This window comes from Geminocystis sp. M7585_C2015_104, assembly GCA_015295805.1.
Lineage (GTDB): Bacteria > Cyanobacteriota > Cyanobacteriia > Cyanobacteriales > Cyanobacteriaceae > DVEF01.
The window spans coordinates 1-24,999 of record DVEF01000035.1; the positions used below are offsets into that span (position 1 = coordinate 1).

A 24,999-nucleotide genomic window follows, 5' to 3' on the forward strand; every position below is an offset into this window, starting at 1 on the left:
ACATGTTGCCTATATTATCGGGGGGGGGGTAGGGGGGAAGACTACCAAGACATTTGGGCTGGGATTTTTTTTGTTGAGAATATAAAGCAATTAGTAGTGGGGAGAGGGAGGGTTGTAATTCTTGTGGTATAGTAGAGAGGGAGAGTTTAAAGTGAGGGGTTATGAAAGGATGCCGGGGGAAAAGAGGAAGATAAGAGGGAAAAGCATAACAATAGGAAAAAGAAGACAAAGAAGAAAAAAAAGTGGGATATGGTTGCTAGGGATGGTGATAGCGGCAACAGTAATAGGGTTAACAGGTAATAGGCAATGGTTAGGGAAAAGTGGAATAGAGAAGAAGAAAATCCAGACAAAACCCATAAAGTCAGAGATTAGTGGCGAGAAAAACACCCCTCAATATGCTGAATATACCGTAAACCCAGTAAATAAGGACAATGCTAGACGGCTAACTCAACAAGACTTTTCCCACATTGACACCATAGCCAAAAGCATAATATATGAGGGAGACTCGGTAGATCAGTTGAGTGATATCCTTTCCCAGCATGCTAAAACTGCAGCGGAAAAGGCTCGCATAATTTATACCTGGATCGCCCATAATATAAAATACGATGTATCTGCCCTGTCTGCCATAAAAGATGGTCAGCCGCCAGACGTAACTGTGGAAAATGTTTTACGAAAACGGGTTACTGTTTGTGGCGGCTATGCTAATTTATATCAAAAATTAGCCGAAAAGATGGGCTTAAAATCCGTAATCATAGAGGGGTATGGTCGGGGGGCTGATTTTGGTCTATTTCCATTAGATTATCAGGTAAATCATGCCTGGAATGCGGTAGAAATTGACGGTAATTGGTATCTCTTGGATGTGACCTGGGGTGCGGGCCATGTCAAGGATGGCATATTTTATCCTGAATTTGAGCCTTTTTATTTTGCTACCCCTCCCGAAAAACTAATCTATACCCACTTCCCACAAGATGCTAAATGGCAACTGCTAGACAATCCCATCTCCCGCGAGAAATTCGATTCTCTTCCCAGAGTCTACCCTGCATTTTTCAAAAATAATATCCAGCTAGTTAGCCACCCCCACGACAAAATTGAGGCCACAAACAGTCTCGGTGTAGTCTTAAAAACCCCTTTAAATGTAGAGGTTGTTGCCAACCTAAAATCAGAAGAGAAACCAGTAGAAGGCAATTATATTCTGGTGCAAAAAGATGCAGCAAATACCATCATAAACGTCACCTTCCCTGAAAAGGGCAAATACAAACTAGACATTTTTGCTAAAAAAGAAGACGGCAACAACTCTTATCCCATCGCCGTTACCTATCAAGTTTATGCCAGTGGTAGGGGAAACGAATTCCCCGAAACCTATAAGCATTTTCACGAACACAATGGCTATTTAGAATCTCCAATAACCGGGAAACTTAACAAGAATCAAAACTACTATTTTAGACTTAAAATTGATGATGCCACTGAGGTCAAAGTAGTCAATCTCTCTACCAATAGATGGTACAACTTGACAGCCTATGGCAACATCTTTGCTGGCAATGTGAATGTGGGTGATGGCAACATAGTCGTCTATGCCAAGTTTCCCCGCGATGCCCGTTATTGGGGACTTTTAAAATACTCTCCCTAGTTCATTTTCCCATTATAAACTAAACCGTCTAGTCTAACAACACCCCTTTAACTCCCTACTACTTACTATCAACTTGATCAAATTATTAATTAGACGCTTAGATTCAATGGGTATTACCTTTTTGGCTTCTAGTTTTTCTTGAGTTAAAACATGGTACAATATACTGTTCACAAAAATGTGAGCCACCGCCTCTGGATCCTCTAAACTTAAATCTCGGCAATTTTCTAGATAATTAGTTAGTATAGAAATCGCCGGTTTGGAAATATTTGTTAAACACAACTGAGCAAATTCTGGATAGTTCTTTACCTCCGTTACAATAAGATGAATAAAGTCCAAATACTCTGGCTCACTTACCTCTCTGATGATTCTGTTGGCTAAATTCCTCAATACCACCTCCGGTTTACCTCTCAAAGGTTTAGCCCACACCAGGTTAAATTTTTGCTTGCTTACTTTCGTAACTAGTGCCTTAAATAAACCCTCCTTATCCCCAAAATGACTATACAAAGTTTGCTTCGATACCCCCGCAGTCTTTGCTATCTCCTCCATAGTAGTTCCTCTATACCCATTCTCCAAAAATAACTTCAATGCCGCCGCCAAAATTTTTTCTGTTTTGTCCACTTCCACCACACAATCCTCCCTCGACAATGCTATAATCAAACTAGACCGTCTAGTCTAATATTAAAAACTAGACCGTCTAGTCTACAGGATAGCACAAAAACCACCATGGGAGAAATAACGGTAGCAAGGGACAAGGGAAAAACAATAGCCCTAATAAGTGGAGCATTAGGGGTGGCAATTCTGATGACAGCGGGGGTAAGTCTGTGGAAAAAACAACCCCTCCCCGCCCCAAAAACAGAAAACATAGTGCCCCCCCCCACAGTAACCATCTCCTCTGTGAGCGCCCTGGGCAGAATTGAACCACTGGGAGAGGTAATAAAGGTGGCGGCGGCCCCAACCCCCGGTGGCGCCAAGTTGAAAACCTTACTAGTTTCCCAGGGCACCTTGGTCAAGAAAGGGGACATTATAGGTTATACCACCGACTATGACCAAAAATTGGCGGAATTGGCAAGGGCTAAGAAGGATTTGAAGGTAGCCCAGGCCAATCTGCGGATTGTCAAGGCCGGTGCCAAGGAGGGGAGTATTTCTGCCCAAAAGGCCACTATTGCCAGACTACAAGCAGAACTACAGGGGGTAAAGGCCAGTGATAGTGCCTTGTTAGCGCGTTTACAGGCACAACTGGAAGGAGAAAAAATAGAAAAGAGGGCCACCGTGGAAAGGTTAAAGGCGGAAAGAGATAAGGCAGAGGCAGACTATCGCCGCTATCGACAATTGGCAGAAGAGGGTGTCATTCCTCAAGCGCAGTTGGAAACCTATCAGTTGAATTTGGAAACGGCAGAAAAACGTTATCGTGAGGCTACCGCTGCCTATAACAAGATTATTACCACCCTGACAGAGGAAATTGAACAAGCCAAGGCTGATGCCCAAAAACGCATCAATAGTCTTGTTAACCAAATCAAGGCGGCAGAGGCTACTCTGAGGGAAATTAGCGAGGTGAGGGATGTGGATGTGGCTTTGGCACAAGCAGAGGTGGAAAGGGCAATGGCTGTGGTTAAAAAGGCAGAAACTGATTTAGAATTGACTGTCATTAGAGCCCCCATGGACGGTGAGATTCTAGAGATAAAAACCTACCCCGGTGAAAGCATTAATAATCAGGAGGGGGTGGTAGAAATGGCCGATACCAGTCAAATGATGGTGGTGGCGGAAGTATATGAGAGTGATGTAGGGAAGGTTAAAATCGGACAGGTGGCGGAGATTAGGAGTGAAAATAATAGCTTTGAGGGGGTAATCACCGGTAAAGTCTTTCAAATCAGCCCCAAAATCGCCAAAAAGGACATCCTTCAAACTGACCCTGCTGCCAGTGTAGATGCCAGGGTTATAGAGGTAAAAATCAAAGTAGACCCCCAGTATACCTCCCTTATTAAAAATTTAATTTATTCTCAAGTACTTGTCAATATAAAACTATGAAAACACCTCTTGCTTGGTTACAATTAAGCCGTGAGAAAATCCGTCTTTTAATCGCAGTTGCCGGGATTAGTTTTGCCGACATCCTGATGTTTATGCAACTGGGATTTAAGACTGCCCTGTTGAATAGTGCCGTAAGGATTCACGACAAAATTGAAGGCGATGTTTTTTTAATCAGTACTCAGTCTAATGCCATAACCTCTATGAAAAGTTTTTCTAGTCGTCGTCTTTATGAGGCTATGGCAGTAGAAGGGGTAGATTGGGTCAATCCTCTATATCTCAGTTTTGCTACCTGGAAAAATCCTGTTAATAACAAGGGCAGAAGAATTTTAACTATAGGATTCAATCCTAAAAATCCAGTATTTAAACTGCCAGATTTCGAGAAAAATTTAGATAAATTGAAATTACCGGATCATGTACTGTTTGACACTGCTTCCAGGGCAGAATTTGGCCCCATCCCCCAAATGTTCCAGTCGGGGATGACTGTTAAAACAGAAGTTAATGACCGAAGGATAACTGTAGCGGGATTGTTTACCATTGGAGCTACTTTCGGAGCGGATGGGAATATCATAACCAGTGATTTAAATTTCCTCCGTCTATTCCCCAACAGGGATAAGGGTTTGATAGAGGTAGGGGTGATTAAACTAAAACCCGGTGTTGACACTCAGGCAGTTATCAATACCCTAAAACAAAAACTCAGTGGTGGCGATGTCTTAGTTTTGTCTCGGGAGGAATTTGTCAACCACGAGAAGAAATATTGGGAAACTAGTACTGCCATTGGTTTTGTCTTTAACCTGGGCACTATAATGGGGCTAATCGTCGGCATTGTTATAGTGTACCAGATTCTCTACACCGACGTCGCCGACCACCTGCCAGAGTATGCCACCCTCAAGGCTATGGGTTATACCGACAATTATCTACTGGGTTTAGTCTTTCAACAAGCCGTCATTCTCGCCTGTATTGGTTTTCTTCCCGGATTAGGTTTTTCCACTTTTCTCTACCACATCACCGCCAAAGCCACCAGACTAGCTATTTACATGAACAAATCTCTAATTACCTCCGTCTTCCTATTGACATTATTCATGTGCTTCTTTTCTGGCGCCATTGCCGTTAACAAACTCAAACAGGCCGATCCTGCCGATATTTTCTGAACTCTATCACACACAGGGTTGGGATGTGGGGGGGGTGGGATAGGGGGTAGGATGTAGGGGTGGGGGACAGAGAGTACAATTTTACTCATTCCCCCGGGTACTTGTTATTACACGTAATTACTTGTTGTCACCTTCAGAGAATTCAGCATCTATGACATCGTCGCCACCGCTTGAACTACTACTTGTGCTGGCACCACTGGATGCCCCGGCTGCGGCAGCGGATTGATATACACTGGTGCCGATAGAGTATAACGCTTGTTGTAGTTCAGGCATAGTGGACTTAATCTTGTCGTCGTCGTCTCTGTTTATGGCATCCTTCAAGTCGGAGATGAGTTTTTCGATTCTGGATTTGTCGCTGGCGGAAATCTTGTCACCAAATTCTTTGAGTTGTCTTTCGGCTTGGTAGACAAGAGAGTCGGCTTGGTTACGACGTTCGATCCTTTCTCGTTTTGCCCTGTCGGCGGCGGCATTAGCCTCAGCCTCTTTCACCATCCTTTCTACCTCTTCGGGGGGCAGAGTAGAGGCGCCAGTAATAGTGATAGACTGTTCCTTACCTGTACCTTTGTCTTTGGCGGTCACGTGAAGAATACCATTGGCGTCAATGTCAAAGGTGACTTCAATTTGAGGCACACCCCTTGGCGCAGGAGGAATACCATCTAGACGGAAGGTGCCAAGGCTTTTGTTGTCTTTGGCCAACGGTCTCTCCCCTTGTAGTACATGAATCTCTACGTTAGTTTGACCATCCACGGCGGTGGAGAAGATTTCGGACTTCTTGGTGGGAATAGTGGTGTTTCTGGGGATAATAGTAGTCATCACACCGCCAAGAGTCTCCACGCCGAGAGACAAAGGTGTTACGTCCAACAGGAGGATGTCTTTAACCTCACCAGCCAATACACCCGCTTGAATAGCGGCGCCGACGGCTACCACTTCGTCAGGGTTAACACTTTGATTGGGCTCTTTGCCCAGCATTCTTCTGACTAGTTCTTGTACTGCTGGGATACGAGTAGAACCCCCTACTAATACTACCTCATCAATGTCACTGGGAGTTAGTTTAGCATCCTTTAGGGCCTGTTCGACGGGGCCCTTGCAACGATCGATCAAATCAGCACAGAGAGCCTCAAATTTAGCCCTGGTGAGGGTCATTTCTAGGTGTTTGGGACCATCGGCAGTGGCGGTGATAAAGGGCAGGTTGATTTCTGTCTGGGTGACGCTAGACAGTTCTATCTTAGCCTTTTCTGCCGCTTCTGTGAGACGTTGTAGAGCCTGTCTGTCCTTACGTAAGTCAATACCTTCTCTGGCCTTAAATTCTTCTGCCAACCAGTCTACAATTTTCTTGTCAAAGTCGTCACCACCCAGGTGGGTGTCGCCAGAGGTGGCCAACACTTCAAATACACCGTCACCAACTTCTAGGATAGATACGTCAAAGGTCCCACCACCCAAGTCAAATACCAGGATAGTCTCGTTGGTTTTCTTATCTAACCCGTAGGCTAGAGAAGCCGCAGTAGGCTCATTAATAATACGTTTCACCTCAATCCCGGCGATTCTGCCCGCGTCTTTAGTGGCCTGACGCTGAGAGTCGTTGAAGTAGGCAGGTACAGTAATTACGGCTTCCTTGACGGGCTCCCCTAAATACTTACTAGCATCTTCTATTAGTTTTCTCAATACCTGGGCTGAGATTTCTTCTGGGGCAAATTGCTTCCCTAAGGCTGGGCAGTCCAGTCTGACATTACCATTTACATTTAGTACCTTGTAGGGGACTTCTGAAATCTCGTTGATTACCTCGTCATATTTTCTGCCAATAAAACGCTTGACGGAATAGAAGGTATTTTCAGGATTCATCACCGCCTGGCGTTTAGCAATTTGTCCTACCAGACGGTCCCCATTTTTGGTATATGCTACCACAGAAGGGGTTGTTCTAAAACCCTCAGCATTGGCAATAACTACTGGCTTTCCACCTTCCATTACGGCTACCACTGAGTTGGTGGTGCCCAAATCAATACCAACTATTTTTCCCATAGATGAAAACTCCCTCTGATTTTACAAAACAAAGGCTACTGTTTACAGTCAAAATCTTCTATTCTCATTACTATCTTGGGATAAGAATATCCTCTAAAGGTAGTGTAGTTTACCGTACCTTACATGGTATAAACCCAGATTTTTTCTAGTTTTTGGCGCCCTCCATTACCGGGTGGGGTACAATGTGTTAAGAAAAGTTAAGAAAGATTGAGGAAAAATATGCGAGTTGTAATAGTGGGCGCAGGACTGGCAGGATTGGCCACAGCAGTAGAATTGGCAGATGCGGGCTGTGAGGTGGAAATATTCGAGTCTAGGCCATTTGTGGGGGGAAAGGTGGGCAGTTGGGTGGATGCAGATGGCAATCACATTGAAATGGGTTTACATGTGTTTTTTGGCTGTTATTACAATCTTTTTGCCTTGATGGAGAAGGTGGGGGCCATAAAAAACTTACGTTTGAAGGAACATACCCATACGTTTATCAATAAAGGTGGCAGAATAGGAGAGTTGGATTTCCGTTTTCCCCTGGGTGCGCCGTTTAACGGTTTGAAGGCTTTTTTTACCACCTCCCAGTTGTCGGTGGCGGACAAAATTGCCAATTCCATCGCCTTGGGCACTAGTCCCATTATAAGGGGGTTGTTTGACTTTCAGGGGGCAATGAAACAAATCCGCCAGTTGGACAGTATCAGCTTTGCTGACTGGTTTCGGCAACACGGCGGCAATGAGGGGAGTTTGAAGAGGATGTGGAATCCCATTGCCTATGCCCTAGGCTTCATCGATACGGAAAATATATCCGCCCGTTGTATGTTGACTATTTTCCAGTTTTTTGCCGCCAGGACTGAGGCGTCTGTGTTGAGGATGCTAGAAGGTTCACCCTATGAGTACCTCCATAAACCTATTATCAACTACCTAGAGGCCCGAGGTGCAAAAATCCATCTTCGTCGTCGTGTTAGGGAGCTTAAGTATCAGGAAGACTCTTTTGGTAACACTTTTGTCACCGGTATAGTAGTTGCTAAGGGGGACACTGAAGAATTGGTAACGGCAGACGCCTACGTATGTGCCTGTGATGTACCTGGTATTCAAAAATTAATCCCCCCCGCCTGGAGGAAATGGCCTCTGTTCGACAACATATATAAGTTAGACACGGTACCAGTGGCTACAGTTCAATTACGCTTTGATGGCTGGGTGACAGAATTAAAGGATGAAAAGAAACGGCGTCAGTTGCAACAGGCGGCTGGCATTGACAATCTATTATACACTGCCGATGCGGACTTTTCTTGTTTTGCTGATTTGGCCCTATGTAGTCCAGCAGACTATTTTCGTCCAGGACAAGGTTCTCTGTTACAATTGGTGTTAACCCCAGGGGACCCCTTTATTAGAGAAAGTAATGAGAAGATTGCCCAACATGTGTTAAAACAGGTACATGAATTGTTCCCTTCCTCCCGAGATTTGAACATGACCTGGTATAGTGTGGTGAAACTGGCTCAGTCTCTCTACAGAGAGGCCCCGGGGATGGATGTATACCGCCCCTCCCAAACCACACCAGTAGCTAACCTCTTCCTGGCAGGCAGCTACACCCAACAGGATTATATTGATAGCATGGAGGGAGCCACCATTTCCGGATTGCAGGCAGCTAGGGCAATTCTGAGGGTAGACAAGAAGGTGTTGGCTATGGCCTAAGGGGGTTGAGGGTGATCTAACGCCCATTCCACCTGTCTTAACATTCCCCTCAACATGGCCAATTCCTTGTCACTGAGTTGTCCACGGTTTATGATTCTTTTTAGTTTCTCCATGGTTATCTTAGCCGTATGGGGTTGAAGGTATCCTACCCTTAGTAGTATCCTCTCCAGGTGCTGGTAATACCCCTCCAGTTGTTCAATGGTGGCCAGATTATGGTTTTCCCGTTTATGGTTTTCTCTCGGCTGGGGGGGCTTTTGTGTTTTTGCCTGATATATCTGGTATAACTCATAAGCACAAATACCTACAGCTTGGGCCAAGTTTAGGGAGGGGTATTGGGGATTGGCAGGAATACGGACGAAACGCTGGGCATGGCTCAACTCCTCGTTGCTCAATCCCCGGCTTTCTGGCCCAAATAGGATAGCACCCTTACTTGCATCCTCTAGAAGCCATGGGAGCGCCTCTTTTGGGGTTTCCAGGGGGGTTGGGACTTCTCTTTCCCTTGCGGTGGTAGCAATAGCTTTTTGACACCCCTGTAGGGCCTCAATGACACTGTTCACTATTTTGGCGTTCATTAATACTTCAATTCCGTGGACGGCCATCTTTTTCGCCTCCCCGGAAAAGGGGTTGCACTTGGGGCTCACTATCACTAATTCCGTCAAGGCCATATTGCGCATCACTCGGGCAATGGCGCCTATATTGCCTTCCCCTTCTGGTTCCACTAGAACTATTCTTATGTCCTCTATCTGTGTCATTCCCAGCTATAATTGCCTACATATCCTGTTATCTTATAGCTCTGTCACAGTTCACAGTGCCATGAAGGAAGTTATTACTCCCCAGGTGAGTGCTCGCATTTGTAAACACATGAATGACGACCATGCAGATGCCCTGATTTTATATGCCCAATATTTTGCCAAATTAGACAACTTTAAAACAGCCAAAATGCTGTCTATCGATAACAAAGCTATGTATCTTAGCATAGACGGCAACGACGAAAGGCCAGTGAGAATAGAGTTTGATCATGTTTTGGAAGATGCCAGGGATGCCCATCACACCCTGGTAGAAATGTTAAAGAAAGCCAGGAAGAATTTACAGAATGGGGGTATGGGTGAGGGGTAGTGGGGGGGAGGGGCATATCCCTACTCTCCCCCAGGGGGTTTTAATCATAGGCTCTTACGGATTGGAAAAATGGGGTCTATAACCCCAATTCAGCAAGGGTTTCTTTGAGGGCGGAAAGGACAGTGTAAATATCTCTTTCGCTAACGAAGCCCAAATGGCCAATACGGAAGATTTTACCCTTGAGGTGGTCCTGTCCGCCAGCCAGGGCGATATCAAATTTCTTCCTCATAGTGGCACGAATCGTCTCGGCATCGTGTCTGTCAGGGATAACGGCGGTGATGGCCGGGGAGGCGTCTTCGTCACGGGCAAACAGAGGCAATCCCAATGCCCTTACTCCTTCACGGGTGAGTTGGGTGAGGCGTTTATGACGGGCAAAGATGTTTTCTAACCCCTCCTCCTTCATCATAGCTAATGCCTCTTTAAGAGCAAAAATGAGGTTGACTGGGGGGGTGAAGGGAGTACTATTCTTGGCATTGGCCTTGCGATAGGCCCCCAGATCCAGATAGAATTTGGGGAGGGTGGCTTTTTCATATGCCTTCCAGGCTTTTTCACTCACCGCCACGAAGCCCAGGCCCGGGGGAATCATGTAACCTTTTTGTGAGCCAGATGCCACTACGTCCAGACCCCATTCATCTACAGGAACATTTACTGCCCCCAGACTGGTAACGGCGTCGACGATGATGAGAGCCTCGCCGTGGGCTTTGACGTGTTTGTTAATAGTTTCTAAATCATTTAATACCCCGGTGGAGGTTTCCGAATGGGTGATAATGACGGCCTTAATTTTTTTCTCTTTGTCAGCCTCTAGTTTTTCTCTAAAGTTTTCGGGATTTAAAGCCTTACCCCATTCGGCGGTAATCTCTTCCACATCCAGGCCAAAGGCACGACTCAACTTGGCCCAGCGATCGCCAAATTTCCCATTGTTCCCTACTAGGACTTTATCCCCCGGGCTGAGGAAGTTAATGATCCCCGCCTCCATGGCCCCAGTGCCCGAGGCACAGAGTATGCAGATTTCATTTTGGGTTTGATGTAGCCATTTCAACCCGGCCATCACCTCAGAAAGGATTTTACTGAATTCGCCGCTTCTATGGCCTATGGGATGTCTAGCCATGGCCAACAACACCCTTTCAGGCACCGGGGTGGGGCCAGGAATCATTAACATCAATTTGTCTTGCATTGTTTTTTCCGCCTCACAATAGGATCTAACTAATAGAGTTTAATGCAGATTTCCCCTCCTGGGTGTTGCGCCTTACTAGCCGGCAATGTATTCCTCAATTACTTCTTTCCGTTTCCGTAACCTAGTAAGGGCCTCTCTTTCTATTTGTCTAACCCTTTCCCTAGAGATGTTAAGAATAGAACCAATTTTAGACAGGGTTAGGGGTTTGCCGTCATCCAACCCATAACGGAGTCTAATTACATCTTGTTGTTGTTGGGTCAACTCGGAGATCATATTCCTTAAATCTACTTGTAAGCAAGCATAGTCAGTGAATTCCTCTGGGGATTGTCCCTTGTCTTCCAACAATTCTCCCAATTCGGTGTCATTGTTATCCCCCACCTTCAAGTCCAGGGAGAGGGGTTGACGGGCCTTTCCTAGGAATTCCTTGACTTGTTCGGGTGTCAATTCTAAGGCTTCAGCCAATTCCGCCAAGGTAGCAGGGCGTCCTTTTTCCTCTGAGAGTTTACGCTGGGTTTGACGGATTTTGTTCAGTTTTTCGGTGATATGTAGGGGCAGACGGATAGCCCTACTCTTTTCGGCAATTGCTCTAGTTATGGCCTGACGAATCCACCAGTAAGCATAGGTGGAAAAACGATAACCCTTGGTGGGGTCAAATTTTTCTACCCCCCTTTGCATGCCAATGGTGCCTTCTTGGATTAAGTCTAATAAATCCAGGTTGTTTTTCACATATTTTTTGGCAATAGATACCACCAAGCGGAGATTGGCCTCTACCATTTTCCGTTTTGCCCTTTCTCCCTTGCTTATTTTTTGTTCTAATTCTTTTTCCGAGATTTTGGCTGCCTGGGCCCATTCGCTTCTAGTCGGTTCCCTTCCCAATTCTTTTTTCAATTTTTCCCTCTTCTTCTCCAAGGCAACCAACTGTTGAATATCCTTTGCCAAAAGAATTTCTTCCTCTTTGCTTAACAGAGGGATACGTCCTATTTCCTTCAAATAAACCCTTATGGTATCAATATTCTTTGTTACTGCTTGCATATTTTCTCCCCGACAAATACGCTCTCTTACAACAATGAGATTGCAGAATTATTTATTATACAAAAAAAATAGTATTTCCCGACACTGTTTTCCTGTTTTTTGCCTAACCCTAGTGCCCCACCCCGACAACGGGCTTCGTCTGAAAAGAGTATTCCAGGGCACACCAGCACAGCTTACACCTTATTATGATAGAACACCTCTTTAACTTTTGTGAACTTCTTTTGACTATTTTTTTTCTCCTTCCCCTTCTCCACCTAGTTGAAACACTATATATCTATTAAACCATCTAGCGATTTTTCTTAAATAGAGACTTCACTTTTCTTTACAAAGGTTGTATTTTGGGAAGAGAGGCTTAAAGATAAAACATAGAACCTTACTGAAATTAAGAGGGGTGTATGGTAACTACAAAAGCAACTGGTCCAATGGACTGGACGAGCAAATTAATCAATAGCCTACTAGCGATAAAACCAATCCATGACTGGGCAAGGGGTAGGGCAAGGGACATGATTGTGAAGAGGGCCTACAAAATAGGTGTGCCCTGGCATGAGAGGCTGAAAGCCCTCAAGGAGAACAACGATTGGGAGAAGGAAATGACCCAAGTGGTGAATGAGAGGGTAAAGTACCCCCCCTATTATCTTACATCATTTCACTCCTATGACAAGGGGAATTTGGAATGGGATGCGGCTTGGGAGTTGGAGTGTGCCTCTTACAGTGTTCATTCTACCGTTTATAGCAAGACGCCCTCAATAGATGGGGACAGGCTGTTGAGGAGCAATTATTGTCAACAGTTGCAAAAACAGCTGGCCTATAGGCCCCAGAAGATTTTAGACATTGGCTGTGGGGTTGGTTTGAGCACTTTTGCCCTCAGTGAGGCTTTTCCCGACAGTGAGATTACAGGATTGGATTTATCTCCCTACTTCTTAGCGGTGGCTAGTCATCAGAGTAGACAAAAAGGGAAGAAAATCCGGTGGTTACATGGTGCGGCAGAAGAAACTGGTTTGCCGGCTGAATCCTTTGATTTAGTGTCGGCCTTCCTGCTGTTTCACGAGTTGCCTCAGATAGCCGCCAAAAATATCATCAGGGAAGCGAGAAGGATTTTGAGACGGGGGGGTTACTTTGCGATGATGGACATGAATCCTCAGTCGGAGGTATACAAGAAGATGCCCCGTTATGTTTTTACTCTCCTTAAAAGCACAGAACCCTACTTAGACGAGTATTTTACCCTGGACATAGAATCAGCGCTGATGGATGCTGGCTTTGAAAAACCAACCATCACCCCCATCAGTGTCCGTCACCGGGTGGTAGTAGCCAAGAAACTGTGAGGCGGTTGTAGTTATTTTACTCCCTAGGCATGGCAGAGAAGATGGCGTCAGCGTCGAGGGTGATGATGATGTCGCCATTATCCTTCAGCCAGTAGCCTCGGAGAAAGGGGGCCAATTCAGGGGTAACCACGGAAGCGGGGGGAGAGTGTATTTGCCCTGGATTGCACAATTCAATATCATTGACTTCACTTACCACCAAGCCTAACAAATCCCCTGTGGCTTGAATTCTGGGGTTTTGCTGGCTGGGGTGAATAACAATTGCTTTGTGAGAGGATGTTACAGAAGCTTGTTGATGCCAGGGGGTAAACCCCAAAAGATGCCCCAAGTCTATCATCCAAATGATCTGCCCCCGCCAATTGTAAATTCCCATAACCCAAGGGGGCAATTCTGGGATGGGCACAATTTGGCCGAAGGGGATTTTTAAGACGGCGGCGATTTCCCTGAGAGAGATCATTAAATGGGTATCTGGGAGGAGGAGAAAGCGTAAGAATTGTTGTTCCCTGTAGGTATCTGTCTTCCCCGAGATGGAGCCTTTTGTTTGTGTCATGCCTTTTTGGGGTTTTTGAATTATACTAGCAAAAAAAACAGGGCAACCCCACCCCATCAAGTCCTTTAGGGGATATTACCTGGTGATGTTCGGTGCAGGGAGTGTTGTAGATATGACTTCGGCATGGCAGATTAGGCCGCTCAGGTAATAAGTAGGTAATAAGGAAGTAGGGGGGGGAGAATTCAGCGGAGGAGTTTTTTGACGGCGTCCAGGAATTCCTCCTTATTGATAGGTTTGGCAATGTAGGCGTCTGCACCCTGTTTCATTCCCCAAAACTTGTCCATTTCACTCCCCTTGGTGGAGCAGATGATAATGGGGATTTTGTTTGTTTCTTCGTTAGATTTTAATTCCCTGCACACTTCAAAGCCACTCTTGCCCGGCAGTACCACATCAAGTACTATAAGATCCGGGTGACTGGCATGGATTTTTTCAAGGGCTTCCTCACCGGTTTCGGCGGTAGAGACGGTTATGCCCAATTCTTGGAGATAACTGCTGAGGATTTTTCTTTCGGTGGCAGAATCGTCAACCACTAGTACGCTTCCCATATTCTTACCTCTGTATTTTGGACTGGAGTGTTTGTCTTATTTACAATTTAAATACTATTTATCATACAACAACACCCGTTGAACAGTTGTCTAGGCTTGCGGGGGAGTAACCCCTAACTTCAGGTGTTTACGTATGGTTTCTAGGACGAGATTGGCATCGATGGGTTTGCTCAGGAAGTCAGAAGAGCCCACCATTTTGGCCCTTACTCTATCTACTATACCATCATTGCCGGTCAGGATTACAATGGGGGTGTTCTTAAAAAATGTTAACTTGCGCAACTGACTGCAAATTTCATAGCCGTTAGCATTGGGCATGACCAGATCTAAAAAAATGAGGTCTGGCTTTTTAGACAGTAGAATAGCAATAGCCCTCAAAGCGTCATTGATTCCGATAAAATTATAACCGGCGCCGGTGATTATTTTTTCCATGGTCTGACAGATGAGTGGGCTGTCGTCGATGCAGGCTATGGTAATTTTCTGATTTACCGTTTCGGCTTCCGGTTTTGAGATTTTCGGCGGAGGTAAATCGGGAATTTCTACGAGTCGGACGAAACCCCTTTGAACGTAGGGCAATAGGGAACGGGTTACTGTCACTACGTCTTTCTTCATTCGTATTGACAGATCCCTAAGGGTGTGTTGCCCGTCTAAAAGCTGACAGAGAGTTTGATATACCTGGGGTTTAGTTTGTTGTTTTAATTCCTGGGGCTGGGCGATGACAGGCGCCATGTCCGGGGAGCGATCGGCTATTTTGGCGGCCTGCCAGGCATGCCACAGCTTCTGGGCCTCGGCGATTAATTGTTCTGCATCCAGCAACACTAAACGGGTGGGGAAGGGCAAATCCTTGTCGGGTTTCAGTTGACAACTCACCTGCATTGCCTGGGTCATGTCGAACAAAACCTCTACAATCGTGCTACGAACAAATTTAGAGGCCTGTTCGAGGGTAATTTTTTCCTTATCCACCCAGAAGCACAACAACTCATATTCCCAACAGTCATCCTCCCCCTGGATTTGTATTTGGTCCAACTCCTCTTGTATGGCGGCCATTTGGGAGGGCATATTTGGCAGATAGGCAATCACATTACGCCGCCATCGCCGCACGGGGTGATTTCCGCCCGTGGCATATACTAATCTTCCCAGATATAGATAGAATACCCACTGAACGTTTTTTGGCCCTGTAAACAGCAATCTGCCCGTGAAACGGGGCTGTTTCAGGTTTTCAAAAAACCCCGCCTGTTTTGCGGCATTGAACTCTCTAAAGGGTATTACATTTGAAGACTTTTCTTGATTGGAAGTCATCTACCTCAGTTCACTCAAGTCCTGACGACAGCTTCTACGGCAATAACAATGGAATTCTGATTGCCTACTACCATGATAAGAGTAAATTAACCAATCAGGCCAAATACATTTTTATTTCTATTCTACAATCTGATTGGGGGAATAGGAGATGGGGGTTGAAAGTCAGGGGATAGATATATTGCCATATGCCCATAACTGTAATGTGGAGTTCTATAATGATAAACTGGTGTGTCAAAGTGCGTTTAATTCTTTTTCGTCTACCAGAAAGGTACAAGGTTTGGAAAGGGCTTTTGCCAAAAGTTGGAGGTATTCTTTGTGGCTGACTACATAGGCGCCGAATCTTTCTAGATGGGGATTTTGCAGCTGGGCGTCGAATAGGACAAAGCCTTGTTTTCTTAGGTGGGCTACTAGTTTTACCATTGCTACTTTTGAAGCATTAGGGACATTGTAAAACATAGATTCCCCGATGAATGCCCCCCTGAGCACAATGCCGAGGATACCGCCCGCCAGTTGTCCATCCAACCAGGTTTCGAAACTATAGGCCCATCCGGCTTTGTTCAATTCTAGGTATATTTCTATCAATTCTGGTGAAATCCAAGTGGTTGGACGATTAGCACAGCCGAGACATACACCTAGAAAATCACGATTAATTGCCACAGAAAAACAATTTTTATTGAGGATACGGCGTAGAGATTTAGGATAACGAAATCTATCATCGAGGGGGATAAGAGCGCGACGATTACTGGAATACCAGGCTAGACGTTGATTCTCGTCTGCCATGAGGAAGTTTCCCTGGGCGTATCCCTGAATGATGGTGGCGATGTCAATCATAAACGAGGGATTGGATGTGTATAATTAGGGCAAAGGTAATATCTAATTTAATCATGTCTTTGCCGATTCCACCGATTATCCTGCCACCACTAGAAGATGCTCAAACTGAGAGAATTTGGTTACAAAAGACTTTAAGGGATTGGTTGGACAACGAGTTTATCCCAGAGGTGGTGAATGAGACTATTGCCAGTAGAGCGGCAGATATTTATATTCGTCATCGTCTAGAGGGGGAGAATGAGTTGGGAGCGATTTTAATTGCCATTGTAACCGAGATGAGATTTTTTGATTTTAGTAACAGTTTTTATAGTGAATTTGCCGTTGCCAATGCGGTGAGTGACATTCTGCTGTGCCGATTGGGCAGGGATATTTGCTGTGGAAATCAACAAGAAGATAAACAACAAAAGCAAACATAGCCCCCTTACCATTTGAATATAAAGGGGACTATATAGGACAAACTGAAATTAGGAGAAAAAAGGGCAACGGCCAAGACGGCTAAACGGTACAAAACATATAAAAATTAGCCCATAGCCTTGGCAAAGTTTTCAGCAACAAAGTCCCAGTTGATGAGTTTGGTAATAAAATCGTTGATATAATCGGGACGACGGTTTTGATAGTCAAGGTAGTAGGCGTGTTCCCATACATCCATGGTAAGAAGGGGTATTTGGCCACTAGTCATGGGGTTGTCGGCGTTGGGGGTTTTAGTGACTTTCAGTTTGCCATTGTCTAATACCAACCAAGCCCAACCACTGCCGAATTGAGTGGCACCAGCGGTTTTGAACTCCTCTACGAACTTTTCAAAACTGCCAAAGTCTTCATTGATCTTATCAGCCAAAGGCCCAGTGGGACTACCACCGCCATTGGGTTTCATGCAAAGCCAATAGAAGGTGTGATTCCAGGCTTGGGCGGCATTATTAAATATACCAACCTTGGTGGGATCCCCGGCGGTAATTTTAATAACCTCTTCCAGGGGTTTATTGTCTAAGTCAGTCCCAGCCACCGCCTGATTGAAGTTGTTGACATAGGCGGCATGGTGTTTGTCGTGGTGGAATTCCAAAGTCCTTCTGGAAATGTATGGTTCTAGGGCAGAATAGTCGTAAGGGAGAGCGGGCAATTGATAAGCCATAGGATGTTGTGTATCTCGGTTACTAGTGACGATCCTAGCGGAAGAAGCACCTAGATACAACAGGATATAATCTAAACTGATAGTAAACCGTGAAAACTAAAGTAATTGTTATCTGTGCTTATAAACCTAGAGGATGTAAGTATAGTAGAGGCATTGGCAATTCTATCCGCCTCGGCAGCGGGGGGATTGAGAGTGGGGTTGCCCCTGTTAATTGTATTACTGGTGCGTCTGGAAAGAAGGGACATTTCCATTGTCTCCTCCTTGCACTTCCAGGTGATTGTGGGAATCCTTATCAGTTGGTCATTGTTCGAGTTGGTGGGGAATAAGAAACTAGTAGGGTTTAGAGCCATTCAAATAGTACAATTGTTGACCAGTCCGCTGGTAGGGGGTTTTTTGGCGGTGACAGTGGCCCGGTTATTGGCTGTGTCTCTATCTCCGGTTTGGTTATTGGGGTTGGTAGGGGGGTTATTAGCCTTGGTATTAAAACTGGTACAAGTAGGTTGGTTTTTCCGTTTAGGCAGAATACCCCTGGTGGTAATTTTCATTGAGGATTTACTATCAGTACTATTGATAATCTTCTCCCTAAAGGCGCCCAAGCATGGGGGGTTAATTGCCCTATTACTACTATGGATTGCCCTTCGTAGCTCCACTGAATGGCGACATCAATACCTACGGGGGAGGAAAAAGAACACCCACAACCCACCCCATCCTAACTGTGGGTAATGGACGCCGATAGAAGTACAGGGTTCACTCCTCGTTGCCACTCCCCCTCTAGTGGTAGCGAGGCACCCTTGTGGTACTATTTAATTTTTATTGTATTGGGGCCTACACAGTCGGCGTCGGGGGTGTCCCCCACATTCACAGATCCGTTCACGTCTAGGGATTGACAAAGGGAGATAGCATAACTGCCACTGTTGTGGTACACCCCAATAGCATAGTTACGCACCTGATCTTTTTCCGGATTCACGGCCTGTGCCTGGTGTTTAACATAGTCATTCTGCCATGTTGTATTAATCTGGTAGTATTTTTCTGGAATGCTGATACCCAGTTTACTAACATCGTCGGCGAATTCTCCATGTTCCCAGTGGTAGGCTTGTTGTCCTCTGGCAATGGCTCCCAGGTTATTTTTAGCTTCTGTTTCCCTTGCCCTGCCTACTTGGTATATATAGTTTTGCATTCCAATGGCCGCCAAAATACCTATGATTATTGTTGTCACCAGTAATTCCACCAAGGTGAAGCCTTTTTCTTTTCCATTCCCCATCCACTGGCACAGTCGGGGTAATAGCCAATACCCAGTCATTGTCTGTTTCTCCCTCGTCATTGGCCTCTTTTAGTGCCAGTTTACCCAACCCTCTCCTTTTTCCTATCCTTCAACCCCAGGATTTTCGCCATTATTTATTTTTTTTTTATAAAATCTCTGTAATATTACATAATGAACATCACGTCCGGTATTTTTCTCCTCTTTTTCCCTCTCAGCCATAATGGGCCAGGGATTTTAACAATGGCAGTACTATACAGTCATAGGCTCGTCCCCCAACCGCGGCTCGTGCTATCACGGAAATTCCCCTTTTGTCAAGTTTGGGGGAAGATTTCTTTGATGAAAACCGGTTTGACAATAATCTCCAACAAACCGGTGAAGATAACTGACAGGATTATGTTCAATCTTGCTTTTACGCTGTTTATCCTTTTGTTCAAATTGGTTTGTGTACCATCTATTCTCTTTTTCAGATTAGCCTCTATGGTGTCAATTCTCCTGTCAAGATTATTTTGTCCCTCCTTGAGAATGGCCACGTCCACTCTTACCCGATTTATCTGTTTTTCTAAACAGCCCAGCCTATTTGATATCTTGTCTATGTTGCCGTCAATCTTGTTTAAAATCTCTACCAGACTTACCTCTGTTGTTTGATTTATTTTTTTCTCCTTTTCCCCCCTTTTGGGGGTTATTGATTATTTTTATCATTTAAACCAGGCGCAAGAAAAACCCTGACAAAGGGCCCCTACTAAATACCAGCCACCCCCCGCCGCCCCGTTGTCAAGGGGATGGGGGAAAAAAAGCCGTGGAAATTGATTGTCTGATTGGCCATTAGACCATAAACTTGGTTATGAAAGTCATTTAGAAAATTCTTTTATGAAAAAAGTACTAGGTATAATTCTAGGCGGTGGCGCAGGCACGAGGCTTTATCCCCTGACAAAACTGCGGGCAAAACCGGCTGTGCCCCTAGCGGGGAAATACCGTCTTATTGATATTCCTATTAGTAATTGTATCAACTCCGGCATACTAAAAATATACGTGCTGACCCAGTTTAACTCGGCGTCGTTAAACCGTCACATCAGTCGCACCTACAACCTTTCGGGTTTCACCGATGGGTTTGTGGAAGTTTTGGCGGCACAACAAACCAAGGAGAATCCGGATTGGTTTCAGGGTACTGCAGATGCAGTACGGCAGTATTTATGGCTATTTGAGGAATGGGATGTAGATGAGTATCTTATCCTATCTGGAGACCACCTTTACCGGATGGACTACAGTCTGTTTGTACAACATCACCGGGATACTAATGCCGATATTACCATCTCGGTGGTGCCGGTGGAACAGGAGAAGGCTTCTGCTTTTGGTTTAGTAAAGATTGATAATACGGGGAGAATAATTAGTTTCAGTGAGAAGCCGCAGGGAGAAGCCTTGAAACAGATGGCAGTGGATACTACCATTTTAGGACTGGAGCCGGAAGAGGCAAAGAAAAAGCCCTATATTGCCTCTATGGGGATTTATGTGTTTAAGAAACGAGTTTTGGAAAAGCTGTTAAAGGAGAATCCCCAACACACTGACTTTGGCAAAGAGGTGATTCCCGAGGCGGCTGCCCAAAATTACCGCCTCCAGGCTTACCTATTTAGGGGTTATTGGGAGGATATTGGGACTATTAAAGCATTTTATGAAGCGAATTTGGCCTTAACTAAGCAACCCCAGCCTCCCTTTAGCTTCTATGACGAAAAAGCGCCCATTTACACTCGCTCTCGTTACCTTCCCCCCAGTAAACTCTTAAATGCCACCATCACCGAATCTATTATCAGTGACGGTTGTATTCTCAAGGAATGTCGGATTCACCATTCCGTTTTAGGCGTCCGCACACGTATAGAACATGGTTGTATTATAGAGGATTCTCTGATAATGGGGGCAGATTATTATGAATCGGCAGAGGATAGACAGAAAAAGTTAGAATCGGGGGGCATACCTATAGGGATCGGGGCCAATTCTACCATTAGAAGGGCAATTATAGACAAAAATGCCCGGATAGGTCAGAATGTGATTATCACCAACAAGGAGCGGGTAGAGGAATCCAATCGAGAAGATGAGGGTTTCTATATCCGCAATGGCATCGTGGTAGTGATTAAGAATGCGGTAATCCCAGACAACACTGTAATCTAATCTAGTCCCATTCAATCCAATAGTAGTTTTATTCCCCTTCCCCTTGGGGGGGGTTATTTTGCCGCCACTGTTTCTGGATTTCCTCTATGGTGAAAATGCTTTCAAAGGCTAATCCCCGAGATTGGTACAGTTGTGCCCCACCCGCCTGACGATCTACAATGGCTATTATCTTGTTTACCCTATAACCCGCCTCTTGGAGTCTTGTCACTGCTAACATGGCTGAATTGCCTGTGGTAACTACATCCTCCAATACAGTGACTATTGTGCCCTGTGGTAAAACAGGACCCTCAATGTAGGATTTAGTACCATGTCCTTTAGCTTCTTTTCTTACAATTAAGGCAGGGATAGGTCTATTTTCGTAAGCAGAAACCACACTCACTGCTGTTACAATGGGATCGGCACCCAGTGTTAAACCGGCTACTGCCTGAGTTTCGGGTGACAGCATTCCTAGAATCAGTTTACCCACTAGAAATGCCCCCTCTGCCCTCAGAGTCACTTGTTTGCCGTTAAGATAGAAATGGCTTTTCTGTCCAGAAGATAGGGTGAATTCCCCCTCCTGGTAAGCGTATTTTACCAGCAAATCCAATAATTGTTGCTTTAGGGAAAGACTTTTATCCTCCATGGGCGAATCGGTTACAATTGAGGCAGTCTGATTTTAGCAGGGATTTAGCCATGTTATCAAAGTCTTTTTTTGCCAGAGTCGCCATGGGCTTGTTGACAGTTGTGGCCACTTTTGGTTTCCAAAAAGGGGCATACCCCTCCCCCCCAGAAGGGTCAACCACCAATCCCCTCTCTGTTGACCAGTTGATAACGAAATTGTACAATCACCACAGTGGGGATTTTTTTGAACAGAGTAGCATTGAGGGTCAGTTAAACAACATTTTCGGAGTTGGTGCCTTTCCTGAATTTCGAGGGTTTCCAGAGAAAAACACGGTGAGTGATGGCCGCCTGCTGTCCGTTGTGGTGCGCGACTACTTTAAACAACTACAGGACAATGGCCCCATCATCCGCACCCCCGATTTAGCCAATCCTTTCAACACTTCTCTTTTGGAGAATCCCGAATATTTGCGTTAGGGCATTGACAAGGTCAGGAAAGGCCCCATTCTATCTTGTGGAATAACTTAACATATAGTTTGAATTTTGGCAAGGGGGAAATTGGGGAATAAGTATCAGCAGGGATGGGACTCGTCTGGGGGGAGGGGCCGCGGGGTTTACAATAAACTCGTATTTTGGGGTAAAAGGGAGATATAAATTCTGAAAAGGGAAGACAGTGGTTAGAAAATGGCAACGACGAAGCAGGAGCACATGGATTTTGAGAGGGGGAAAAAGTTACTAGAAACTGGTAATTATGAAGGAGCGGTTAGGTTTTTTCAAAAACTGGCAGAGGAAAATGACAATGACAGTTTAATTATCTTTTATTTGGGGTTATCCTACTTTTTGTTAGGGGAGAAGGAGACTGCCAATTCCCTGTGGATGTCTGTATTGTTAGCATCTGAGGATTTTGACAGGGATTGTGATGTTTTGTTGGCCATTTTGAACGAACAGGGGGTAAGATTGTTACAGAGGAGGCAATGGCTATTGGCTTTGTCAGTCTACCTGCAGATAGCCGAATTAATAGCAGAGGAGGAGAATCCTAAACCTGAATGGGGGGTTTACTATTATAATCTAGCCTACAATTACGAGCGTTTAGGGAATATTAACAGTGCCATCCTATTCTACCAGAAGTCTATTGATATTAACCCTAATTTAATTGACGCCTATAACAATCTGGGCAATATTTACTTTTCCCTAAACCAGTTGGAAGATGCAGAATCAATTTACAGACGGGCTATACAAGTCAACCCCTATCATTCTGGCAGTCGTTTCAATCTTTTGTTAACCCTTAAACATATGGGGAGAAACCAGGAGGCTGTCCAGTTGGCAGAAGAGACATCTCAATTGTTTCCTGACGATTTTATCTGGCATTTACAGAGACATCTATATTTGCCCATTATTTATACCACTACTGAGGAGATAAGCTATTATAGAAATCGTTTTAGTGAGGGGTTGGACTATCTAATTAACAGCCTAAATCTTGCCACTGAGGAGAGAAAAAGAAATGCCCTTCAGGCTATATGCAATCACACTAATTTCTACCTGGCATATCAGGGGTTTAATGATGTAGATTTGCAGAAAAAGTATGGTAAGCTGGTGACAACAATCACTAGGGCTAACTATCCAAAATGGTTTGAGAAAAGAAATCCGGCGGCGGGGGGAAAAATTAGACTGGGATTTGTTACTGGCGCGAGTTCGAATAGAGCCAAATGGTTGTTGAAATGGATAGAAAATCTGGATAAAAGTACCTTCGATATTTATATTTACACAATAGAGGAAGTAAGTCAAGATATGGCAGAAAAATTCACTAGAGTTGCCGACTGCTATTATTGTATTCCCGAGGATTTAGAAAAAGTATGTCAAAGAATTTATGAGGATAAACTAGACATTCTGACCTATGCAGAAATAGGCATGTTACCCCAGACTATAGTGATGGGTAGTATGCGTTTGGCACCAATCCAATGTGCCACAATAGGACACCCCCTCACCACCGGTCTAGAGAATATAGATTATTACATATCAAGGGAGTTAATGGAGGCAGAAAATGCCCAGTATCATTACAGTGAAAAACTAATTCTTCTCCCCAATATTGGCATGGTATTAGAGAAGCCAAATATACCCAACTTTAGCAAGTCTAGGAAAGATTTCAATCTGGAGGAAGATAGAGTAGTTTACCTATGCAGTCAAATGTTGTTTAAATACCTGCCACAACACGATTATATATTCCCCGCCATAGCCTCCCAGGTAGCCAATGCCCAATTTGTATTCTTAGAAACATACCCAGGTCTCACGGAGATTTTCAAAAAAAGACTAGAGAAAGCCTTTTGTGATTATAAGTTAAACTGGGCTGAATACTGTGTGTTTTTGCCATTTTTACCGTCAGGGGATTATTTGCAACTAAATCTTTTATGCGATGTGTTTTTGGACAGTATAGCATGGTCGGGGGACAATACCACTAGGGAAGCAATTGCCTGCGGCTTGCCGGTGGTGACACTACCAGGGGAGTTTATGCGAAGTCGTCACAGTTATGGCATTTTAAAGCAGATAGGAGTAACAGAAACCATTGCCTCATCTTTGCCGGAGTATATTGAGATAGCGGCGAAACTGGGAAAAGATAAACAGTGGCGGCAGGAGGTAAAACAGAAAATCATTCAAAATCATCATCGTCTTTACAACGACTTGGAATGTGTTAAAGCCTTAGCGGAATTTTACCGACAAGCTAGGTTTTACCCCCGCCGGGTGAGGGATGAAGATGAATAAGGAAGCTAATGAATCAGACAATGGCAATCACTGTGGCATGGGTTTGGAAACAACACAGACAATAAAATTTACTTTCCTTAATCAGAAAGGGGATAATGACCTGGCAGGCATAATTTTTTAAAAACAGTTGACTTTGAGGGCAAAAATTAAGTCAGAGGATAAACCTCCTCGGGGATATTTTTAAAAAGGAAATAACTAATGACAGTGAAAATCACCCCCGACATATAATGGCTTAGAAATAAAATAAAATACAATAGTGTTTTCAACAGAAAAAATTCCGGAGAGAACATGAATCAGACGGTGGTATTCAGCCTAGTAGATATTCTAAACAAAACAGAAAACAAAATTGATAAACTCTCCCAGAGAGTGAGAATAATAGATGACAAAATCGCAAACCTGGAGGGGGAATTCAACTCCAAACTAGCCAGCCTCTAAGAAAAATTAAATAACGGAATGGACTTCCTGGAAGACAAATTTAACACTGGAATAAGCAATCCCGAACAAAACAAATAGTAACACAGACGAGGGGAGAAATGGAAAAATTAAAGGCACAAAACGAGCAAATCGTCAAGAGGCTAGATAGCCATGACAAACGCTTTGATGAGATAAATAGTCGACTAAATACCCTTACTATTGGTTTTTTGAGTATCGTGGGAGTCTTGGTGACTGGATTGTTGGGTATTATAGTCAAAATTGCACTCTTTCGCAATCCCGTCTAACAGTTCAGATATTGATTAGGCCTTGA

Annotated in this window: 26 protein-coding genes; 13 read left to right on the forward strand and 13 right to left on the reverse strand. The window is 44.6% G+C overall.

Features of this window, described 5'->3' with window-relative positions; translation table 11 throughout:
- Nucleotides 1–121: 121 nt before the first annotated feature.
- Nucleotides 122–1,627, forward strand: a complete 1,506-nt coding sequence (locus IGQ44_03710) for a transglutaminase (protein HIK37079.1) — start codon at nucleotides 122–124, stop codon at nucleotides 1,625–1,627.
- Nucleotides 1,628–1,660: 33 nt separating this feature from the next.
- Here the strand turns inward: IGQ44_03710 and IGQ44_03715 are convergent, their stop codons facing one another.
- A complete protein-coding gene (locus tag IGQ44_03715; protein ID HIK37080.1) occupies nucleotides 1,661–2,284 on the reverse strand; it encodes a TetR/AcrR family transcriptional regulator in 624 nt (207 codons plus the stop codon).
- A 66-nt stretch (nucleotides 2,285–2,350) separates the two neighbouring features.
- On the opposite strand from IGQ44_03715, the gene IGQ44_03720 reads away from it, so the two are divergent.
- Nucleotides 2,351–3,652 carry an HlyD family efflux transporter periplasmic adaptor subunit gene (locus tag IGQ44_03720; protein HIK37081.1) on the forward strand — a complete coding sequence of 434 codons (1,302 nt, stop codon included), beginning with the start codon at nucleotides 2,351–2,353 and terminating at the stop codon, nucleotides 3,650–3,652.
- Entirely contained in the window at nucleotides 3,649–4,800 is a 1,152-nt protein-coding gene (locus IGQ44_03725) for an FtsX-like permease family protein (protein HIK37082.1), read from the forward strand. The genes IGQ44_03720 and IGQ44_03725 overlap by 4 nt, the downstream gene beginning before the upstream one ends.
- A 117-nt stretch (nucleotides 4,801–4,917) precedes the next feature.
- On the opposite strand, the gene dnaK is transcribed toward IGQ44_03725, so the two are convergent.
- Complete coding sequence (dnaK, locus tag IGQ44_03730; protein ID HIK37083.1) at nucleotides 4,918–6,816, reverse strand: molecular chaperone DnaK; 1,899 nt, start codon at nucleotides 6,814–6,816, stop codon at nucleotides 4,918–4,920.
- A 219-nt stretch (nucleotides 6,817–7,035) separates the two neighbouring features.
- Between dnaK and zds the strand changes: the two genes are divergently transcribed.
- Entirely contained in the window at nucleotides 7,036–8,493 is a 1,458-nt protein-coding gene (gene zds / locus IGQ44_03735; protein HIK37084.1) for a 9,9'-di-cis-zeta-carotene desaturase, read from the forward strand.
- On the opposite strand, the gene IGQ44_03740 is transcribed toward zds, so the two are convergent.
- Entirely contained in the window at nucleotides 8,490–9,245 is a 756-nt protein-coding gene (locus IGQ44_03740; protein HIK37085.1) for an RNA methyltransferase, read from the reverse strand. The genes zds and IGQ44_03740 overlap by 4 nt on opposite strands.
- Before the next feature lie 61 nt (nucleotides 9,246–9,306).
- On the opposite strand from IGQ44_03740, the gene IGQ44_03745 reads away from it, so the two are divergent.
- Nucleotides 9,307–9,609, forward strand: a complete 303-nt coding sequence (locus IGQ44_03745) for a DUF2470 domain-containing protein (GenBank protein HIK37086.1) — start codon at nucleotides 9,307–9,309, stop codon at nucleotides 9,607–9,609.
- A 76-nt stretch (nucleotides 9,610–9,685) separates the two neighbouring features.
- Here the strand turns inward: IGQ44_03745 and IGQ44_03750 are convergent, their stop codons facing one another.
- Nucleotides 9,686–10,783: an alanine--glyoxylate aminotransferase family protein gene (locus tag IGQ44_03750; GenBank protein ID HIK37087.1), complete on the reverse strand. Its 1,098-nt coding sequence runs from the start codon at nucleotides 10,781–10,783 to the stop codon at nucleotides 9,686–9,688.
- A gap of 75 nt (nucleotides 10,784–10,858) precedes the next feature.
- Nucleotides 10,859–11,815 (reverse strand): RNA polymerase sigma factor, RpoD/SigA family, encoded by a 957-nt coding sequence (locus tag IGQ44_03755; protein HIK37088.1) that lies wholly within the window; start codon nucleotides 11,813–11,815, stop codon nucleotides 10,859–10,861.
- A gap of 395 nt (nucleotides 11,816–12,210) precedes the next feature.
- Here IGQ44_03755 and IGQ44_03760 point away from each other — a divergent pair, with 395 nt between their 5' ends.
- Nucleotides 12,211–13,137 (forward strand): methyltransferase domain-containing protein, encoded by a 927-nt coding sequence (locus IGQ44_03760; GenBank protein HIK37089.1) that lies wholly within the window; start codon nucleotides 12,211–12,213, stop codon nucleotides 13,135–13,137.
- A gap of 16 nt (nucleotides 13,138–13,153) precedes the next feature.
- Here IGQ44_03760 and IGQ44_03765 read toward each other — a convergent pair whose 3' ends face one another.
- The 4 genes from IGQ44_03765 to IGQ44_03780 all read right to left on the reverse strand — a co-directional run bounded on the left by IGQ44_03765 (nucleotide 13,154) and on the right by IGQ44_03780 (nucleotide 16,356).
- Nucleotides 13,154–13,684 carry a purine-binding chemotaxis protein CheW gene (locus IGQ44_03765; GenBank protein ID HIK37090.1) on the reverse strand — a complete coding sequence of 177 codons (531 nt, stop codon included), beginning with the start codon at nucleotides 13,682–13,684 and terminating at the stop codon, nucleotides 13,154–13,156.
- A gap of 182 nt (nucleotides 13,685–13,866) precedes the next feature.
- The gene (locus IGQ44_03770) at nucleotides 13,867–14,229 is read right to left on the reverse strand and encodes a response regulator (GenBank protein HIK37091.1); all 363 of its coding nucleotides are present in this window, start codon (nucleotides 14,227–14,229) and stop codon (nucleotides 13,867–13,869) included.
- A 90-nt stretch (nucleotides 14,230–14,319) separates the two neighbouring features.
- Complete coding sequence (locus tag IGQ44_03775) at nucleotides 14,320–15,525, reverse strand: response regulator (protein HIK37092.1); 1,206 nt, start codon at nucleotides 15,523–15,525, stop codon at nucleotides 14,320–14,322.
- A gap of 231 nt (nucleotides 15,526–15,756) precedes the next feature.
- The gene (locus IGQ44_03780; GenBank protein HIK37093.1) at nucleotides 15,757–16,356 is read right to left on the reverse strand and encodes a leucyl/phenylalanyl-tRNA--protein transferase; all 600 of its coding nucleotides are present in this window, start codon (nucleotides 16,354–16,356) and stop codon (nucleotides 15,757–15,759) included.
- A 53-nt stretch (nucleotides 16,357–16,409) separates the two neighbouring features.
- Here IGQ44_03780 and IGQ44_03785 point away from each other — a divergent pair, with 53 nt between their 5' ends.
- Complete coding sequence (locus tag IGQ44_03785; GenBank protein ID HIK37094.1) at nucleotides 16,410–16,769, forward strand: hypothetical protein; 360 nt, start codon at nucleotides 16,410–16,412, stop codon at nucleotides 16,767–16,769.
- A gap of 104 nt (nucleotides 16,770–16,873) precedes the next feature.
- Here IGQ44_03785 and IGQ44_03790 read toward each other — a convergent pair whose 3' ends face one another.
- Nucleotides 16,874–17,479 carry a superoxide dismutase gene (locus IGQ44_03790; GenBank protein HIK37095.1) on the reverse strand — a complete coding sequence of 202 codons (606 nt, stop codon included), beginning with the start codon at nucleotides 17,477–17,479 and terminating at the stop codon, nucleotides 16,874–16,876.
- A 120-nt stretch (nucleotides 17,480–17,599) separates the two neighbouring features.
- Between IGQ44_03790 and IGQ44_03795 the strand changes: the two genes are divergently transcribed.
- The gene (locus tag IGQ44_03795; GenBank protein HIK37096.1) at nucleotides 17,600–18,202 is read left to right on the forward strand and encodes a DUF4126 domain-containing protein; all 603 of its coding nucleotides are present in this window, start codon (nucleotides 17,600–17,602) and stop codon (nucleotides 18,200–18,202) included.
- A gap of 76 nt (nucleotides 18,203–18,278) precedes the next feature.
- Here IGQ44_03795 and IGQ44_03800 read toward each other — a convergent pair whose 3' ends face one another.
- Together IGQ44_03800 and IGQ44_03805 are read right to left on the reverse strand one after the other, a co-directional pair.
- Nucleotides 18,279–18,779, reverse strand: coding sequence for a type IV pilin-like G/H family protein (locus IGQ44_03800; GenBank protein ID HIK37097.1), 501 nt, complete (start codon nucleotides 18,777–18,779; stop codon nucleotides 18,279–18,281).
- 272 nt (nucleotides 18,780–19,051) lie between these two features.
- The gene (locus tag IGQ44_03805) at nucleotides 19,052–19,276 is read right to left on the reverse strand and encodes a hypothetical protein (GenBank protein HIK37098.1); all 225 of its coding nucleotides are present in this window, start codon (nucleotides 19,274–19,276) and stop codon (nucleotides 19,052–19,054) included.
- 331 nt (nucleotides 19,277–19,607) lie between these two features.
- Here IGQ44_03805 and IGQ44_03810 point away from each other — a divergent pair, with 331 nt between their 5' ends.
- Entirely contained in the window at nucleotides 19,608–20,900 is a 1,293-nt protein-coding gene (locus IGQ44_03810) for a glucose-1-phosphate adenylyltransferase (protein ID HIK37099.1), read from the forward strand.
- 28 nt (nucleotides 20,901–20,928) lie between these two features.
- On the opposite strand, the gene IGQ44_03815 is transcribed toward IGQ44_03810, so the two are convergent.
- Complete coding sequence (locus IGQ44_03815) at nucleotides 20,929–21,522, reverse strand: orotate phosphoribosyltransferase (GenBank protein HIK37100.1); 594 nt, start codon at nucleotides 21,520–21,522, stop codon at nucleotides 20,929–20,931.
- A 50-nt stretch (nucleotides 21,523–21,572) separates the two neighbouring features.
- Between IGQ44_03815 and IGQ44_03820 the strand changes: the two genes are divergently transcribed.
- From IGQ44_03820 to IGQ44_03835, 4 genes are all read left to right on the forward strand, one after another.
- Nucleotides 21,573–21,974: a hypothetical protein gene (locus IGQ44_03820; GenBank protein ID HIK37101.1), complete on the forward strand. Its 402-nt coding sequence runs from the start codon at nucleotides 21,573–21,575 to the stop codon at nucleotides 21,972–21,974.
- A gap of 207 nt (nucleotides 21,975–22,181) precedes the next feature.
- Complete coding sequence (locus tag IGQ44_03825; protein ID HIK37102.1) at nucleotides 22,182–24,254, forward strand: tetratricopeptide repeat protein; 2,073 nt, start codon at nucleotides 22,182–22,184, stop codon at nucleotides 24,252–24,254.
- A gap of 288 nt (nucleotides 24,255–24,542) precedes the next feature.
- The gene (locus IGQ44_03830; protein ID HIK37103.1) at nucleotides 24,543–24,689 is read left to right on the forward strand and encodes a hypothetical protein; all 147 of its coding nucleotides are present in this window, start codon (nucleotides 24,543–24,545) and stop codon (nucleotides 24,687–24,689) included.
- A gap of 98 nt (nucleotides 24,690–24,787) precedes the next feature.
- Entirely contained in the window at nucleotides 24,788–24,973 is a 186-nt protein-coding gene (locus IGQ44_03835) for a hypothetical protein (protein ID HIK37104.1), read from the forward strand.
- Nucleotides 24,974–24,999 lie beyond the last annotated feature (26 nt).